Here is a 17,761-nt window from a genome sequence, read left to right on the forward strand (position 1 = left end):
CTCAGAAAGCCAGTCAGTAAAATGACTGGCTTTCTGCTTTTAAAGTGCTTATTGCCGCTAATTAATTGGCGACGTCAACTACCCTATGGGTGATATTTCTCGACCAACGCCAGAGCAATGGCTTCAGTTTCTATATCTGGTACGCCGCGAATATTCTGCGCCCTGAAATGCATCTGAAAAGCCTTAATAACCTGAATGGTTTCATTATCCAGCACGCCGCTTTGTGGGATTTGATAACCATAACGGGCCAGTGCCTGCTGAATAACAGTAACTGAGCCGATATCATACTTATTTCGACCATCAATATACTTAGCGACTGTTGCGTCATCTGGCCAGGCGCCTATGCCTTGCTGCGCCAAACGCTGCCATGGGAATAGCGGACCGGGATCAGATTTTCGCTGTGGAGCAATATCGCTGTGAGCTACGACATTCATCGGAGCAATATTATAACGCTCGACAATATCTCTGGTAAGGCGCTCAATCAATTCAATCTGAGACTCATTGTAAGGATACCACCTTCTACCCAACATCCTCTCAGTGAAGCCCTTATTGACGATTTCGATACCGATAGAGGTATCATTGAGACTGGTGCGCCCTTCCCAGTAACTCACCCCGGCATGCCAGGCTCTTTGGCTTTCAGGCACCAATTGCAAAACAACCGGTTTGCCCTCAACATTTTGGGGATGTGTTTTTACCAAATAATGGGCACTGACATTACCCTGAGTCAGTATTCGCAGTGATTCAGCATCATCTGTTGCAGTATAATGAAGCACTAAAAAACGCACTCGTTCATTTTGAGCCACTGATGGATGATTAGTATCGATTTTATAATCATCACGGTCGATCAGTTTATGCGGCCGGTCACTGTGAGGGCTACTACAACCCGCCAATAGCAGTAACAAACCCGCGCTTAATAACTTCCTCATCATTTTTCTCCCTATAATATGATTAAGCACGGTTATAGTGACCCAACCGAATTAAATGGACTGTCAACAATACATTTAATTAACAAATCACAAGACCGAATAATACCAAACACAATAAATAGTATTAGATTGATAATTATACATAGAAATTAATTGCTGTTATGGCTGTTTTAACAACCCAACTTACCGTCATATCACTGATTTTGGTACGTCGGGCCGCTTACACCTTGGCGCGGGGGATTTACCAATAAAAAACGGCCCCTGGTTAAAGGAGCCGTCCGACATCGCTGGGAAGGAATAAATAGTTATAATTAACAGCTGATTAAAAATATCCAATAATTATAAAGTATTTACCCTATTTCGCTTTATCCTCAGAAAGGATAATCACGGTAACCCATTTGCTCTGAGATGTTACGTGCTGCGCGATGCAAAGATTTAACTATGTCACTCTTGCTGTCTTCAGAAAAACGCAGCGTCGGGTATGAAATACTTAAGCCCGCGATCACCACACCGAAACGGTCGAAAACAGGTACAGCGATACAACGCAAACCTTCTTCTTGCTCCTCGACATCTTCACCAAAGCCCTGCTCACGCACCAGATCCAGCACTGGCAATAATGCAGCCGCGCTATCCAGGGTGTGTTTAGTGCTACGGGTGAACTCGATATGAGACAAGATTTCCTCTACTTCACCACGGTCACGCCACGCCAATAACACTTTACCAATTGCGGTACTGTGCAGTGGGTTACGACGACCAATACGGGAATGCATCCGCAGGTTATACATAGAATCAATTTTATGAATATAAACAATGCTGTCTTCATCCAATGCACCCAAGTGAATAGTTTCACGAGTTTCATTAGATAATTCACGCATCTGTATATCTGCGCTACGAATCAAATCAACATTTTGTAGCGCTTTAGCCCCCAGCTCAAATAACTTCAGCGTAAGGGAGTATTTCTCTGATTCGCCTTCCTGGGCAACATACCCCAGGGATTTCATGGTCTGGAGAAAGCGGTAAACCGTACTTTTTGGCATCATTACACGTTGGGAAAGCTCGGTAATACCAATTTCCCGTTCTTCACCCAATGCTTGTAAGATGCCAAAAACCTTCAGAACCGACGACACAGAGTCGGGCTGTTTATCTAGATCTGCAATAGCCATTTCTTGGTTACCCTACTCAGTTTTCTGTGTTTCATAAAACAATATGTTTTAAAAAAAATAGAACAGTGGTTTTATTATAAAGGGAAGTTGCGAGACTGTGCAATAAACCAATGTGAATAATAAGATATTAACCTTGCAGACAGCAAATTAGCCTCTTTCCATGAAAGAGGCTAGTGCAAAATTTAACTATTGCCAGACTGATTCAGGCAAAGTAGCCAAATAAAGTGCAGGTTTGCCATGAACATCAGATGTGAACAGAACTTGTTTATCATCAGGGGTAAAGGAAGGATGTGGATGCGTCACCTGCCGATCACCTTCAAACACCTGCCATGAGGTATCGTGGCGAGCAACACGATGCTGGCTGCCATTTTTCATGTTGAATACATACAGGAAAGGATCGTTTTCGATCTTATAGCCGCTATCGTCTTGTACATCTACCGGTGCATCTGAACCATCGCCGACCATCAACGTACCGTCATAGTTACTCATCAGATGGGAACACGCCGGCATAGAGGTCAATTGGCGATTTTCCAATGTCTGTGGGTCAGCACTGTAGATAAAGCGATCCGGGCTGCCTTTCAAATAGGAGACATACACCAGCGCCGAACCATCGGGTACCCAGAACTCATGGGTACAGCTTTCGCCTTCAGCATGGGTTTTCACTTTACGCATGTTGCTGCCATCTTCATTGATTAGCCACATACGTGCATCAACCAGATCGTGTGGACCTTCATGGCAGAATGCGACCGTACTGTCATCATAAGGGCGATAGATTGGGTGACCTAGCCATTGATTCTCTTGCAAAATCACCGCCGACTCACCGGTTTTCAAGTCAACACGCATCAAACGGCAACAAGGTTTAGTGAAATAGAACTCGTGGAATTTTTTCCAATCGGTCAAGGGGACCCAGTCTTCGCGTTTAATTTCAATACCGACCAACTTGGTACAATCTGAATTGGCGACCCAGGTACCGTAACCCACCCACTCTTCAGGCACCTGATAAACCACGCTCTCTTCCAGTGTGGCAAGACAGACCCGCATCAGGTTACGCCCATCTTTGACATAAAACAGTGCATCATCTTCAGGTGACAAGAAACCACCAAAGGTATTGTCGCCACGCCCTTCTGTCAGTTGTGTTGCCACTTGCGTGTTGAGATCCAACAAGTAGTAGTTCCACGGACCATCAAAAGCGCCGCCGAACAATAACTTACTGCCATCACGGGTGAAACATTTTTGATAGAAATAGTTACGGTGGCAAGTGACATCAGGCGGCGTTAACCGTGTAACTTGTGCACCGGTAGAGGCATCCTGATATGTGTGAAATGTCAGGGGGATTTGTTTACCTTTGGCCATCAGGAAAGTCCTTAAAATCATCAGAGAATTAAAATTTGCCCGCAGAGGAACCTGTCAGGCTATTACTATCTCACATTATAGAAACGATGTTTCATTTTTCCGTGATCGCGGTTCTATTTTCACTGATTTAGCCAAATTACTGTGCTTATCAGCCTGTTAATCTGATTGCGATAACTGTACCACATCGCTATTTACAAATAAGCCGGCTGGCAAGGATGCATTCAAGCACAATACTGGTTAGCATATAAACACTTACCTACATCATTATTTTTACAGATAAAACCTATGATCCCATCATCAAACGATGGCATGCCGGTTCCTCAGCGCTATGCTGCAATATTGGTTATTGCACTCGGTATTACCATAGCGGTGTTGGATGGCACTATCGCCAACGTAGCTTTGCCAACCATCGCTCGTGACCTCAATGCCAGCCCAGCCACGTCTATTTGGGTCGTGAATGCTTACCAGTTAGCTATCACCGTGTCGTTGCTCTCAATGGCATCGCTGGGCGATATCATCGGTTATCGGCGGGTTTATCAGGCAGGTTTACTGGTGTTTAGTGTGACATCGCTGTTCTGTGCTCTGTCTGACTCATTATGGACGCTAACATTTGCCCGTGTGCTGCAAGGGCTTGGCGCAGCAGCCTTAATGAGTGTTAATACTGCATTGATTCGGATTATTTATCCACGAGCACAACTGGGCCGTGGTATCGGTATTAATTCATTGATTGTGGCCGTTTCCGCCGCCGCCGGTCCCACCATTGCCGCGGCGGTGCTATCGGTTGCTTCATGGCAGTGGCTGTTTGCCATTAATGTCCCCATCGGCTTGTTGGCATGGTTGTTAGGTATGAAGTATTTGCCTGCCAATAATATGAAAAGTAACGGTAACCGTTTCGATTTTACCAGTTGTGTGATGAATGCTCTGACCTTTGGTTTACTGATAACCGCTATCAGTGGCTTTGCTCAGGGACAAAGCCCAACCCTGATAGCGGCTGAAATTATCGCATTGCTGCTAATTGGTTTCTTCTTTGTACGCCGTCAACTTAGTCAGTCTTTCCCGCTGCTTCCGGTTGATTTACTGCGTATTCCTATTTTTGCATTATCAATCGGCACTTCTATTTGCTCTTTTGCCGCACAAATGCTGGCAATGGTGTCACTGCCCTTCTTTTTACAAACTGTTCTGGGCCGTGATGAAGTGGCAACCGGACTGCTGTTAACCCCATGGCCGTTGGCAACCATGGTGGTAGCCCCGATAGCCGGGCGATTAGTCGAACGTTATCATGCAGGATTATTAGGCGGGATAGGTTTGGCGGTGTTTGCCAGTGGTTTGTTCCTGCTAGCATTGCTGCCAGCCAACCCGAGTGATGTGGATATTATCTGGCGGATGGTGCTATGTGGTGCCGGTTTTGGCCTGTTTCAGTCGCCGAATAACCACACCATTATTTCTGCTGCACCGCAACATCGTAGTGGTGGGGCCAGCGGCATGCTAGGCACCGCCCGTTTACTCGGGCAAACCTCTGGGGCGGCATTAGTGGCATTAATGTTCAATCTGTTCTCAACCAGTGGCACTCATGCTTCTCTGGTGCTGGCTGGCTGCTTTGCCAGTATCGCCGCATTGGTGAGTGTGCTGCGCATAAGCCAGAAACGTGGCTAGACTCGGGTTGCAATAAAAAAACCCCGCTGGCGGGCGGGGTTTTTAATCAGAAGAGTTGGTGGTGGCTACTTCAGATACTGGCCTGAACGTAGCGCTTCAATACGTTTGTCCAGCGGCGGATGTGACATAAACAGCTCGCTGAAGGTTTTGGACTTACCATTAATGCAGAAAGCCATCATGTTGCCTGCTTCCTGTGGCTCATAGCTGGTTTTCAGCCGTTGCAGAGCCGCTATCATCTTCTCACGCCCTACCAGTTTCGCTGAGCCGGCATCAGCGTGGAATTCGCGATGGCGCGAGAACCACATGGTGATAATGCTGGCCAGAATACCAAAGACCAATTCCAAGACCATTGATACGGCAAAGTAGACCATCGGGTTACCAGCGCTACTGCTTTCATTATCACGATCCCCTGATAGGAAACCGGCCGCGACTTGCGCAATCAGGCGTGAAATGAAAATTACAAAGGTATTCACAATCCCCTGAATCAAGGTCATGGTGACCATATCGCCGTTAGCAACGTGGCTAATTTCATGAGCAATAACGGCTTCTGCTTCATCACGGCTCATGTTCTGCAATAGACCTGTACTCACTGCCACTAAAGAGGCATCACGACGAGCCCCGGTCGCAAAGGCGTTAATATCCGGTGCCTGATAAATAGCAACTTGTGGCATAGCAATACCGGCTTGCTGAGATTGGCGACGTACCGTATCCAGCAACCAGCGCTCAGTTTCATTGCGCGGTTGTTCGATAACCTCACCACCCACTGAACGCAAAGCCATCCATTTGGACATCAGCAACGAAACAAATGCGCCGCCGAAACCGAACAGACCAGCCATGATCATCAGCCCTTGTACACTGCTGGACTGAATACCTGTCAGGCTTAGTACCAACCCGAACACCAACATGACTGCCAGGTTGGTGAGAAGGAACAGAGCGATACGCATCATAAAAATTTATTTCCTTATTGTTTTAAGTCGACACTGTGTTGAGTCACATGGGTCTTAAGTCAAAATTGGCATAATCCTGGATGATGACTTAGCCAAATTACTACTGAGATACGCTGATCGTATGGGCATCTGATAAATTTTCAAGGCTTGTTAAGTTCTAACAGAGTAAATCAACATAACTTTACAAATTTGGATACTTTTCATTACATATTTTGCTATTTTTTCGCCAATTGATAAATTCGGCGATGAAAAAAACGTAAAAAAAATCCGGGCTCTTTTTAAGGCCCGGATCCTTCATATTATCTGCTGACTTATTTTGCCGCAGGTGCTGCCGCTGGTGGTGATTCAACTTGTGGCTGCGCTTTTTCTTTATGAGCCAAATCCAAAGCAATATGAACAGTCTCATCCAGATAAGGGTCTGGCTCCTGATAGTCTTTTGGCAAATCCTCCAATGACTTCAGTGGCTTTTTACCTTCACGTTTGAAACGCTCATTCAAGCGATTCAGTCGCGTGGCATCATCATCATGGTTCTCTTTTTCACGCTGAGCGTAATTGAGAGAGACGATGTTGCGTTTTTCTTTCAACGCTTTATAACGCTCAATATCTTGCTGAATATGCTGGAATTCAGGATCAGCGGCAATCCGCGCTGTATGTGCTTTCAGTAACTCCGGCTCCAGTGGCTTCAGATCACCACTCTTGACGTAACTGGCCGCATTGATACTGTCCCAAGGCAAGGCATTGTCTTCGAAACTCTCACCCGTTTCCGCCGGATCAACACCGGTTGGCATCACGATATCCGGGGTTACCCCTTTACGCTGAGTACTGCCACCGTCTACCCGATAGAATTTCTGGATAGTGTATTGCAGTGAACCTAACGCAGGCCATTCCGGGCGCAACATTTGATCATAAATACGATTTAACGACCGATACTGTTGAACAGTACCTTTACCAAAGGTTGGTTCACCGACAATTAATGCACGACCATAGTCCTGCATGGCAGCAGCAAAGATTTCGGAAGCGGATGCACTGTAGCGGTCCACCAATACCACGAGCGGGCCTTTGTAGTACACCACGCCATCAGTATCACTGTCTTCACGCACTTTGCCGTTGTTATCCCGCACTTGAACCACCGGCCCACTCGGAATAAACAAACCGGACAGCGACACAGCCTCGGTCAGAGCACCACCACCATTACTGCGCAAGTCAATAATAATGCTACTGACATTCTCTTTCTCCAGCTTCTGCAATTGCACCTTAACGTCTTCGGTCAGGCCAACATAGAAACCAGGGATATCCAGTACACCGACACGCTCTTTGCCGATAGTTTTCACCGACATTTTCACTGCGCGATCTTCAAGACGAATGCGTTCACGGGTCAAGGTTACAGTGCGCGGTTTAGTACCTTTACCGGCCGGTAAAATCTCCAGTCGCACTTTACTGCCCTTCGGCCCTTTAATGAGTGCCACGACATCATCGAGACGCCATCCAATCACATCCACCATCGGCTTACCGGTTTGACCCACACCGATCACCCGATCACCTACGGCGATAGTTTTACTTTTCGCCGCGGGGCCACCTGGAACCATAGAGTTGATTAAGGTGTAATCATCATCCATTTGCAAGACAGCGCCAATACCTTCCAGAGACAAGCTCATTTCAGTATTGAACTGTTCGGTATTACGTGGCGACAGATAGTTGGTATGCGGGTCAATTTCATGCGCAAACGCATTCATAATTAGCTGGAACACATCTTCGCTATTACTTTGCGTCAAACGCTTAATGGCCGCCTGATAGCGTTTTGTCAGCGTCTCTTTGATTTCTTTATCCGTTTTACCGGTTAATTTCAAATTAAGCTGATCGTACTTAACTTTTGCGTCCCAAAGCTTATTCAGCTCAGCTTCGCTGGTAGGCCAAGGTGCTTTACCACGGTCAATATCAATGGTGTCATTACCGGTAAAGACCATTGGCCGGTCCAGTACTGACAATGCATATTGATAGCGCTCAAAGCGGCGTTTTTGCGCCAAATTGAATAAAGCGAAAGGCGTGTCCAACTGGCCTGATTTTAACTCATCATCCAGCGACTGCTTTTTATCCGCAAACTGTGCCACATCTGATGCCAACAACACGTTATGGCTGTAATCCAGCATGTTGAGGAATCTATCAAATATTTTGGCGGAAAACTGATCGTCCAGTGTAAATTGACGATAGTGAGAGCGAGTGAAGCGCGATGTTACGCGCTCACTCACGGTTGCATGCTCGGGTTCCTGACGCAGTTGAGGTAGCTGATCGATGCGATAGGTGGTATCCGCTGCGTAACTCGCCCCCGCCAGTAACAAGCCTGCGATTGCTGTTAGTCTGACAAATTTGTTCATGCCTAGGTTGGCCTCCGTATCAGAACTGCAAGTGTTCTGCGCGCACAATCATCGCCAGACCGGAAGATAGCTGCACCCGTACGCCATCTTTAGCGATTTCTAATACGGTTGCATCCATCGCGCTCTTACCTGCTCTGACTTTGATTTCTTGACCAATTTGCAGTTTAGAGATATCTGTGACCGGCACAGGGCGTGGCTGGTTTTCCTCGGCCTGTGGCCGAGGTGGCCGAGCCTGTGGTGGGCGAGGTGACTGACGAGGCTTGCGGTTTTCCGAAGCCACACCCGCTTCACGACGCGGCGCAGGTTTTTTACCTGCCGGACGTGGGCGACGTGGCTCTGGGGTTTCACCCGCAGCAATGGCAGCTTCGCGCTTTTTAGCTTGTTGTTCAGCACGTTGTGCCTGAACACGGGCTTTCGCCTCTTCTAGCTGTTTGCGGGCATGTTCTACATGTTGCTCTTCCAGCACACCACAAGGGTTGCCGTCTAAATCAACACGTTCAGCACCGACTTTGACCCCATAAAGATAACGCCAGCTTGAGGTATAGAGACGCAGCGCAGAACGCAATTGCGTTTTGCTTAAATTCTCTTCCCCCTGAACACGTTCGACCAGATCTTGAAAAATACCGATCTTCAGTGGACGTGCTTCGCCTTCGGCGGTGAAGCAAAGCGGGAACCGCTCAGCCAAAAAGGCTATGACTTCTTTACTACTGTTCAACTTAGGTTGATTTTCCATGAAATTTCCTGATTACAACGGGTTTGCCAACCAGCGCAGGCATGAACAGGCGTCATTATAATGACGCCATCAGCAATTGCCACGTTATCCGTATATCAACTTGCAGTCTGTGTGACATATTTCTCACTGTCACACAGGTCAAGATGCTCGCAAAGCCCCGCCACAACTGAGATTAAACCCAATTCATCAGCGTCATCAAAGCGATCATAAACAATGCTGTCGATATCCAAAACGCCGATAATTTTACCCTTCACAGTGATTGGCAGCACAATTTCAGCATTACTTGCGGCGTCACAGGCAATATGTCCGGGGAATGCATGCACATCCGCCACTCGCTGAACGCGGTTTTCTGCCACGGCAGTTCCACATACGCCTTTGCCGATTGGAATACGGACACAGGCGATTTTCCCTTGAAAAGGACCCAGCACTAATTGTTTGCCGTCGATCAAGTAAAAACCGGCCCAATTCAACCCATCAAGACGCTCATAAAGTAAAGCGCTGGCATTAGCTAAAGTAGCAATGAAATTCGTTTCACCTGCAATCAGGGCACTTAAGTCACGTTTTAATTCCGCGTAGAATTCTGCTTTTTTCATGTAATGACCGTTAGAAACCTAAGAATAGCCAGAGGCGATAGTTATGCTTAGCTTATATAAAGTAATCATTAAATACCCTTGGCTACAAGGTTATTCCGCTATAACGAAGTAAAAGAGTTATCGCCATCGGGGGTTTGGCCCGTTTTGCCCCTTGTTTTGACCGATTGCTCTGCTACCATCCGCGCTATTCTTTATAAACCGGTGTCAGCATCAGGGTTTTATAATATGAAGGTACATGCCATTCAACGGCCACTCTCCACTGCAAGGGTTCAGCGTTGCTGCCAGTGCGATGCGCTATTTACCCTGCCGCCGCTCAATGGTACACAAACAGCCTATTGCCCACGATGCAGCGCAAAAATTGCCAGTGGGCGCGATTGGTCCCTTACCCGCCTGACCGCCATGGCGGTTGCCATGTTACTGCTGATGCCATTTGCTTTTACCGAGCAGCTGATTACCATTCGCCTGCTCGGCACGCGGATTGATGCCAGTCTGTTAGAGGGTATCTGGCAAATGAGTCGTCAGGGTGGCCCGATTACAGCCAGTATGGTGGCATTTTGTATTATTGGCGCTCCCGTTACACTCACCGCATCGATTCTGTATCTGCGTATCGGCAGCCGGATTGGCATGAACCTGCGCCCGGTGTTATTGATGCTGGAGCGGCTAAAAGAATGGGTCATGCTAGATATCTATCTTATCGGTATGGCGGTGGCCTGTATTAAGGTCAAAGAGTATGCGGACGTTATGCCCGGTGGCGGGTTGATAGCGTTTCTGGCTCTGACGTTACTCAGTATTCTGACGCTGGTGCATTTGAATCTGGAGCAGTTGTGGGAGCGATTTTATCCCCAGGAGCAGCCCCCCGGCCCCCGGGAAACATTGCGCATTTGCCTGTCATGCCATTATACCGGGCACTGCGATGCACACGGCCGCTGCCCACGCTGCCATACCCCTTTGCGCCATCGCCGCCGCCATAGCATCCAAAAAACCTGGGCGGCGTTAATTGCCTCGATAGTCCTGCTGTTGCCTGCTAATCTTTTACCGATATCAATTGTTTATGCCAATGGCACCCGCATGGAAGATACTATTTTCTCCGGCGTGGTCTCTTTGGCCTCATCGGGTAACCTGCCCATTGCCGCGGTGGTGTTTATCGCCAGTGTGCTGGTGCCGTTTACCAAGGTGATTGTGTTGCTAACATTGTTGCTCAGCATTCATCTAAAGACGCAACATAGCCTTAAAACGCGCATGCGATTACTGCGACTGATTACCTGGATTGGCCGTTGGTCGATGCTAGACCTCTTTGTTATTGCGTTAATGATGTCGCTGATTAATCGTGATCAGCTCCTTTCCTTCACTATGGGACCGGCAGCCTTCTATTTTGGGTCTGCGGTCATTTTGACTATCCTTGCTGTTGAATGGCTCGATAGCCGATTGATTTGGGATGCACATGCAACAGGAAACGCCGAGTACACCGACTGAGGCACAAATTAAACATAAACGCCGGATATCGCCTTTCTGGTTGCTGCCTTTTATTGCCCTGCTGATTGCCGGTTGGCTGATTTATAACAACTGGCAGGACCGCGGTACCGAAGTCACTATTGATTTCCAGTCTGCCGCCGGTATTGTGGCGGGCCGAACCCCGATTCGCTATCAGGGCGTTGAAGTCGGGATGGTGCAATCCATCAGTCTGGATGATGACCTGCGCAATATAAAAGTCACCGCCAGTATCAAAAATGATATGGAAGACTCATTGCGAGAAGGGACACAGTTCTGGCTAGTGACGCCCAAGGCCTCTTTGGCCGGGGTCTCTGGCTTGGATGCGCTAGTCGGTGGTAACTATATCGGGATGATGCCAGGCGAGGGCAAACCGCAGAGCCACTTTACCGCATTGGATACCCAGCCTAAGTTCCGCCTGAATACCGGCGAATTGATGGTTCACCTCCATGCCCCCGATTTGGCCTCACTCAATAACGGCTCTCTGGTTTACTACCGTAAAATCCCGGTGGGTAAAGTCTATGACTACAATATCGCGCCTGATAATAATGGCGTTGTCATTGATGTACTGATTGATCGGCGCTTCGCCAAATTGGTAAAAAACGATACCCGCTTCTGGAATGTGTCTGGTTTTAAAGGTGACTTCAGTCTCAGTGGCGCGTCGGTTCAAATGGAAAGTCTGGCTGCCTTGGTCAATGGTGCCATTGCCTTTGACTCACCCAAAAACAGCCCAGATGCGAAACCGGACCAACCCTTTCAGCTCTACCCCGATTTAGCACATAGCCAACGTGGTGTGGCAATTACGCTGGATTTACCCAGTGGGAGTAGTTTAAGCGAGGGGAGAACACCGCTGATTTATCAAGGGTTACAGGTAGGCACCCTGACCAAAATGACACTTCAACCGGACAGTAAGGTGACCGGTGAACTGACCATTGACCCTTCAGTGGTCGATTTGATGCGTGCAGGCAGCCGCATTGAAATGAACAGCCCCCGAATCAGTCTTAATGATGCCAAACTGAGTGAACTCTTGACTGGCAATACATTAGAGTTAATCCCGGGTGAAGGGGCACCACAAAAACACTTTACCGTGCTACCAAGCAGTAAAAGTCTGTTGCAGCAGCCCAATGTGCTCGAATTGCAATTAACTGCACCGCAAAGTTATGGCATTGATATCGGCCAGCCGATCTCGCTACATGGAATTAAAATTGGCCAAGTCTTGACCCGTGAGCTATCAGCCGACGGTGTTACCTTCACGGCAGCAATTGAAGCCAAATACCGTGATTTGGTGCATAAAGACAGCAAGTTTGTGGTGAACAGTCGGCTGGAGGTAAAACTCGGGATTGATGGCATTGATATTCAGGGTGCCAGTGCGCAGGAGTGGATTGATGGCGGTATTCTGATACTACCGGGCAGTAAAGGTGCAGCCCTGAATAAGTATCCGCTGTATAGCAGTGTCGCCAAAGCTACCGACGGCATTTTAGGCAACGCCCCCGCCACAACACTAAGTTTAACTGCTGCCAGCTTGCCCGATGTGCAAACCGGTTCTGTGGTGTTATATCGCAAGTTTCAGGTAGGTGAAATTACCCATATCAGGCCAAAAGCCAATGAGTTTGAAGTAGATGTCTATATTCAGCCCGAATATCGCAATTTACTCACTGATAAGAGCATTTTCTGGGCCGAAGGTGGGGCGAAAGTCCAGTTGAACGGCAGTGGGCTAACTGTGCAGGCATCTCCATTGAATCGCGCTCTAAAAGGAGCTATCAGCTTTGATAATCTGGAAGGTGTGACACTGGATAAGGGGGCCAAACGCACCTTGTATGGTAATGAAACCGCCGCCCGTGCTGTCGGTAGTCAAATCATCTTGCGCACCTTTGATGCCAGCAAACTGGCAACCGGCATGCCGATTCGTTATTTGGGTATCAATATTGGCCAAGTCGAATCGCTGAAACTGGCACCAGAGCGCAACGAAGTGTTAGCCAAAGCCGTGCTTTATCCAGAATATGTGCAGAACTTTACCCGGGCCGGTACCCGCTTTTCTATTGTCTCGCCGGAGATATCAGCCGCAGGGGTCAATAATCTGGACACCTTGTTCCAACCTTATATTAATGTAGAGCCGGGTAAAGGTGGCACATTACGTACTTTTGAGTTGCAAACCGCCACTATTACCGACTCCCGTTATCTTGATGGGCTGAGCCTTATTCTGGATACCGCTGAGGCAGGATCATTGCAAGTTGGCACACCGGTCCTCTTCCGTGGGCTTGAAGTAGGTACTGTTACCGGGTTTAACCTTGGTGCGATGTCTGATCGCGTGCAAGTATCGATACGGATCAGCCAGAAATTCCAGCAGTTGGTGCGGCAAAATAGCGTGTTCTGGCTGGCATCAGGGTACAACCTTGAATTCGGTCTAACCGGTGGTGTGGTGAAAAGCGGCACCTTCCAGCAATTTATACGCGGCGGCATTGCTTTCGCGACCCCACCAACTACGCCACTGGCCCCTAAGGCCAGCATAAATCAGCACTTCTTGCTTAACCCAGAAGAACCGAAAGATTGGCGCAATTGGGGTACAGCAATCCCCCGCTTTTAGGTGCTCATCAGGGTAGCTCACACTGGGCTGCCCTGATAATTCCCCAACATCATTTCCGCATAAAGATTAATCTTCGTGTGCGATCTGCTGCTCACTCGGTGTCACCACCACATCCAGCACACATTGACGCAACCAGCGGTGCGCCGGATCAGCATCCATGCGCGGATGCCACAACATCGAAACCGTAATAGTCGGTAAGGTTAAAGGAAGCGGAAAACTGTACATCCCTCGGCGCAGATTCTGGCTATGCCGTTCGGGAACCGTCGCCACCAAGTCCGCCCCTCTAACCAGCGCCAATGCGGTGGATATAGAATCAACCGAGGCGATAATATTCCGTTCAATCCCAAGTAATTGTAGTGCCTCATCAATCGGTCCTTTATGGCCCTGACGCCGTGAAACCACAATATGCCCCTGAGTTGCATAACGCACGGGGGTGATGTCCTCCCCACATAGCGGATGACCATCACGCACTACGCCCATAAAGCGATCGCGGAAAAGTACCCGTGTTCGTAATTCAGGGCTGGCAGTCGGGCCCACCACCCCCGTTTCCAGATCCACCATGCCATCACGTAACAATGCGCTGTCTTTATTCAATTTTTGCATGAAATGCAGTTGCACATTGGGGGCTTGTTGATGAATCCGAGTCAGCAATGCGCCGCCAAAGTTTTCGACAAAGCCATCGCTGGTACGCAAAGTGAAGGTACGCATCAACTGTGCCAGGTCCAGTTTTGCCGCAGGCCGCAGCGCCGATGTGGCTTCTTGTACTAATTGGCTGACCTGTTCACGCAGTTCAAGTGCTCTTGGTGTCGGTACCAAGGCGCGCCCTGCCCTGACCAGCAAGGGATCACCGGTTGTTTTACGCAATCTTGCCAACGCCCGGCTCATCGCCGATGGGCTAAGCCCTAATCGCTGGGCAGCACGCGCTACGCTCCCCTCGGCCAGCAGAACATTGAGTGTGATTAATAAATTGAGATCAGGTTTTGTCATGTACTGACTCTAGCACAACCTCATGCTGACATGGCGTTTTATGCATGGATAAACTGCATTCCATGCGCCTTCCGCCTTATGATGTAATGCCCTAGTCTCTCCTGAACAGGTCATTCAGGAGTTAATCTATTAATGAAAATCAATACCGAAAACATCAATAGTGACATCATCGCCAACAGTGCGCTAAGCAGAATAGTTATCAGCCTCTCCCTGCCGATGCTGCTTTCTTCATTAGCAACCAGTATCGCCAATGTGGGCTTACCCACGTTAACACTCACTTTCAGTGCCTCTTTTCAAGCGGCGCAGTGGGTCGTTTTAGCCTATTTACTGGCGATTACCACCTCGGCCATCAGCATTGGCCGTTTGGGGGATATCACTAACAAACGCCGATTGTTGAATGCGGGGATTGGTTTATTCACAGTGGCCTCTCTGGGTTGCGCGTTAGCCCCTGACATCGGAGTGTTAATTGCTGCCCGTGTGTTACAGGGATTAGGGGCCGCCACCATGATGACACTGACTCTGGCGCTGGTCGGTGAGGCGATTAGTAAAGAAAAAATCGGGCGGGCGATGGGCATGCTCGGCAGCATCTCGGCTATCGGCACGGCACTTGGGCCATCAGTGGGCGGCATGTTAATCAGCGGATTCGGTTGGCCAGCGATGTTCCTGATTAACATCCCTTTTGGGTTATTAGCCCTATTTTTGCTATCACGCTATTTACCCATCTCCGACTCATTCCCTAGCACTAACAACGAATTACAACAGGCCCATGGTGGTTTTGATCCTCTTGGGATGCTATTGCTGGGCCTGACTCTGGCACTGTATGCCCTTGCCATGACGCTGGGCCATGGCACCTTCGGCACACTTAATTTAGTGTTATTACTCGCTGCGGTAATCGGCATCGGATTATTCATCTGGGCGGAAAAGAACACCCCATACCCATTAATTCAAACCGCTATGTGGCACCACTCACAACTGCGTAGTGCATTGATAGTCAGTGCATTGGTCACCACTATCATGATGGCAACCTTAGTCGTTGGGCCATTCTATCTTTCACGGGCTTTTGCCATGAGTACACCATGGGTTGGATTGTCGATGTCCGCCGGCCCGATAGTCGCGGCACTCATCGGGGTTCCTGCGGGTTATCTGGTCGACAGATTCGGTGCTCAAATGATGGTGATTACAGGATTAACGGCGATCACTACCGGGGCAATTGCACTGTCGATGATCGGGCCAATTGCCGGCCTGCCCGGCTATATTTTGCCGGTCTGCCTGATTACAGCTGGCTATGCTATTTTCCAGGCTTCGAATAATACGCTGGTGATTAAATCTGTTGGCGCGCAACAACGAGGCATTGCATCCGGCCTGCTGAATCTTTCGCGCAATCTCGGGCTGATTACTGGCGCCGCTGTCATGGGGGCTATTTTCGCCTTTGCCTGCGCCCAGCAAAACATTCAATTAGCAACCGTAGATCATATCACCCAGGGAATGCAGTTTACTTACCGCATAGCCGCCCTATTGGGCGGTACTGCTTTAGCTATTTCTGCAATATATTCAAAAAATAAATCTAATCAATAGCCAGGATCTTTGATATGGATCTCAGCATATCCTTATTTGGCTGAATGGATTCATGCCAGTAAACCCCCGATATAAAAACATCAATTTATCTTGAATAAAATAGCTAACCCATTTTTAAATTTTTGCCAGTACAAATAGGAATAAATGATGCAAATGAGATGGATAAAGATTTTTTAATTAATTTTAAACACTTTCTAAATCTTGCTGCTATTAATTAAATATCTAAATTTTTAATGATTTGTTACATAAACATTAGTTTCGCTACGTTATTGGCGCAACTCTGTTCTCACTTACCTGGCTGCAAATTAGATGATTAAGGAAGCAATAATGAAGAGAATCTTACTTATTTTAGGTGCGGTGATGGTACTACAGACAGCGCCAGTGCAAGGTGCAGGTACCGCCAGTGGAACACTAAACGCAACACTCAACATCATCGCCGGTTGTTACATCGATAATGGTCTCGGGAGTGGCAACTTAAGTAATCTGGGCACTGTAAATTTCGGCACAGTGAGCGACCTAACCGCACCTCTTAGCGTGACATTCAGTGGCACGACCAACGATTCACTTAAATTGCATTGCAGCAATAATACCGCTTATTCCATCGCAATAGATAATGGGCTGCATGACAACTCTGGGCAACGCCGACTGGCTGGCGGAACATCAGAATTCGTCAATTATAACCTTTATAGAGACAACGGTTTTCTTCAGCCATGGAATGCGACGCCAGTATCCGGCACGGTTGATGGAACGGGCACTGGGTTGGCCACCGCGATCCCACTGACTATTTATGCCCGCGTCCCTGTTCAAGCGACACCCAGTGTCGGCACCTATCTCGATACTGTTACCGTCACTGTTACCTGGTAATGGCAGGCCGCTTGTTTGCTCTGGCCGCCACTTGCAGCTTGTTACTGCTGCCACTTTTTCCCGTTGGGGCTATAACGAAAAATGCCAATATCACCGTCCGTGCCACGCTATTGCCCACTTGTACTGCGGGCACCATTGTTAATGGCGCAACCAGTTTTGGTACCCTGAATTTCGGCACTGTGGTGGCGTTAACTACTCCGATTGCCGTCGCCGGTCAGGGAAATAACGGTGCCATTTCCGTCCAATGCAGTAAGGGGACCAGTTTTAATGTGCTACTCAATGGCGGGCAGAGTGGTAGCACTGCCAGCCGTTATTTGGCCGGCGGCCCGTCAGGCCAGCATGTTAATTACAACCTGTATACCGATGCGGCACATAGCAAAGTTTGGGATAACCTGACTGGCATTTCCCAGATTGCTACCGGATCAGTGGTGGTCATTCCGGTTTATGGTCTGGTTTTTGCCCAACCGACCCCGGCGGTAGGGACTTATACCGACACCGTTCAGGTCACGGTGAATTGGTAAAT

At 48.4% G+C, this 17,761-nt stretch carries 14 protein-coding genes; 6 read left to right on the forward strand and 8 right to left on the reverse strand.

All coding sequences use genetic code 11. The annotated features are described in order from the left end of the window. Positions 1-83: 83 nt before the first annotated feature. The 3 genes from Q2T72_RS12415 to ogl form a co-directional block, all read right to left on the reverse strand. A complete protein-coding gene (locus Q2T72_RS12415; protein ID WP_083158662.1) occupies positions 84-926 on the reverse strand; it encodes an N-acetylmuramoyl-L-alanine amidase in 843 nt (280 codons plus the stop codon). Positions 927-1,297: 371 nt separating this feature from the next. Continuing rightward, complete coding sequence (kdgR, locus tag Q2T72_RS12420) at positions 1,298-2,089, reverse strand: DNA-binding transcriptional regulator KdgR (protein WP_050077553.1); 792 nt, start codon at positions 2,087-2,089, stop codon at positions 1,298-1,300. Between the two features lie 186 nt (positions 2,090-2,275). Further along, positions 2,276-3,442, reverse strand: a complete 1,167-nt coding sequence (gene ogl, locus Q2T72_RS12425; RefSeq protein WP_083158661.1) for an oligogalacturonate lyase — start codon at positions 3,440-3,442, stop codon at positions 2,276-2,278. A 285-nt stretch (positions 3,443-3,727) separates the two neighbouring features. On the opposite strand from ogl, the gene Q2T72_RS12430 reads away from it, so the two are divergent. Beyond that, a complete protein-coding gene (locus tag Q2T72_RS12430; protein WP_083158660.1) occupies positions 3,728-5,095 on the forward strand; it encodes an MFS transporter in 1,368 nt (455 codons plus the stop codon). 65 nt (positions 5,096-5,160) lie between these two features. Here Q2T72_RS12430 and htpX read toward each other — a convergent pair whose 3' ends face one another. From htpX to Q2T72_RS12450, 4 genes are all read right to left on the reverse strand, one after another. Continuing rightward, positions 5,161-6,042 (reverse strand): protease HtpX, encoded by an 882-nt coding sequence (htpX, locus tag Q2T72_RS12435; protein ID WP_005182949.1) that lies wholly within the window; start codon positions 6,040-6,042, stop codon positions 5,161-5,163. 311 nt (positions 6,043-6,353) lie between these two features. Then, the gene (gene prc / locus Q2T72_RS12440) at positions 6,354-8,414 is read right to left on the reverse strand and encodes a carboxy terminal-processing peptidase (protein WP_083158659.1); all 2,061 of its coding nucleotides are present in this window, start codon (positions 8,412-8,414) and stop codon (positions 6,354-6,356) included. Between the two features lie 19 nt (positions 8,415-8,433). Further along, on the reverse strand, positions 8,434-9,147 hold the full coding sequence (gene proQ / locus Q2T72_RS12445; protein WP_005182952.1) for an RNA chaperone ProQ: 714 nt from the start codon (positions 9,145-9,147) through the stop codon (positions 8,434-8,436). A 95-nt stretch (positions 9,148-9,242) separates the two neighbouring features. Further along, complete coding sequence (locus Q2T72_RS12450; protein ID WP_083158658.1) at positions 9,243-9,740, reverse strand: GAF domain-containing protein; 498 nt, start codon at positions 9,738-9,740, stop codon at positions 9,243-9,245. A 225-nt stretch (positions 9,741-9,965) separates the two neighbouring features. Here Q2T72_RS12450 and yebS point away from each other — a divergent pair, with 225 nt between their 5' ends. Both yebS and Q2T72_RS12460 read left to right on the forward strand, forming a co-directional pair. Continuing rightward, positions 9,966-11,213: a membrane integrity lipid transport subunit YebS gene (yebS, locus tag Q2T72_RS12455; RefSeq protein WP_372569245.1), complete on the forward strand. Its 1,248-nt coding sequence runs from the start codon at positions 9,966-9,968 to the stop codon at positions 11,211-11,213. Further along, positions 11,182-13,812 carry a PqiB family protein gene (locus Q2T72_RS12460; protein WP_083158656.1) on the forward strand — a complete coding sequence of 877 codons (2,631 nt, stop codon included), beginning with the start codon at positions 11,182-11,184 and terminating at the stop codon, positions 13,810-13,812. The genes yebS and Q2T72_RS12460 overlap by 32 nt, the downstream gene beginning before the upstream one ends. Positions 13,813-13,878: 66 nt before the next feature. On the opposite strand, the gene Q2T72_RS12465 is transcribed toward Q2T72_RS12460, so the two are convergent. Further along, complete coding sequence (locus tag Q2T72_RS12465; RefSeq protein ID WP_372569246.1) at positions 13,879-14,799, reverse strand: LysR family transcriptional regulator; 921 nt, start codon at positions 14,797-14,799, stop codon at positions 13,879-13,881. 132 nt (positions 14,800-14,931) lie between these two features. On the opposite strand from Q2T72_RS12465, the gene Q2T72_RS12470 reads away from it, so the two are divergent. From Q2T72_RS12470 to Q2T72_RS12480, 3 genes are all read left to right on the forward strand, one after another. Next, positions 14,932-16,374, forward strand: a complete 1,443-nt coding sequence (locus Q2T72_RS12470) for an MFS transporter (RefSeq protein WP_372569247.1) — start codon at positions 14,932-14,934, stop codon at positions 16,372-16,374. Positions 16,375-16,701: 327 nt separating this feature from the next. Next, positions 16,702-17,238 carry a spore coat U domain-containing protein gene (locus Q2T72_RS12475; protein WP_372569248.1) on the forward strand — a complete coding sequence of 179 codons (537 nt, stop codon included), beginning with the start codon at positions 16,702-16,704 and terminating at the stop codon, positions 17,236-17,238. Beyond that, the gene (locus Q2T72_RS12480; protein WP_372569249.1) at positions 17,238-17,759 is read left to right on the forward strand and encodes a spore coat U domain-containing protein; all 522 of its coding nucleotides are present in this window, start codon (positions 17,238-17,240) and stop codon (positions 17,757-17,759) included. Before Q2T72_RS12475 ends, Q2T72_RS12480 begins: the two co-directional genes overlap by 1 nt. Positions 17,760-17,761 lie beyond the last annotated feature (2 nt).

The sequence above is a fragment of the Yersinia sp. 2466 StPb PI genome, assembly GCF_041538325.1.
In the GTDB taxonomy this organism is placed as follows: domain Bacteria; phylum Pseudomonadota; class Gammaproteobacteria; order Enterobacterales; family Enterobacteriaceae; genus Yersinia; species Yersinia enterocolitica_E.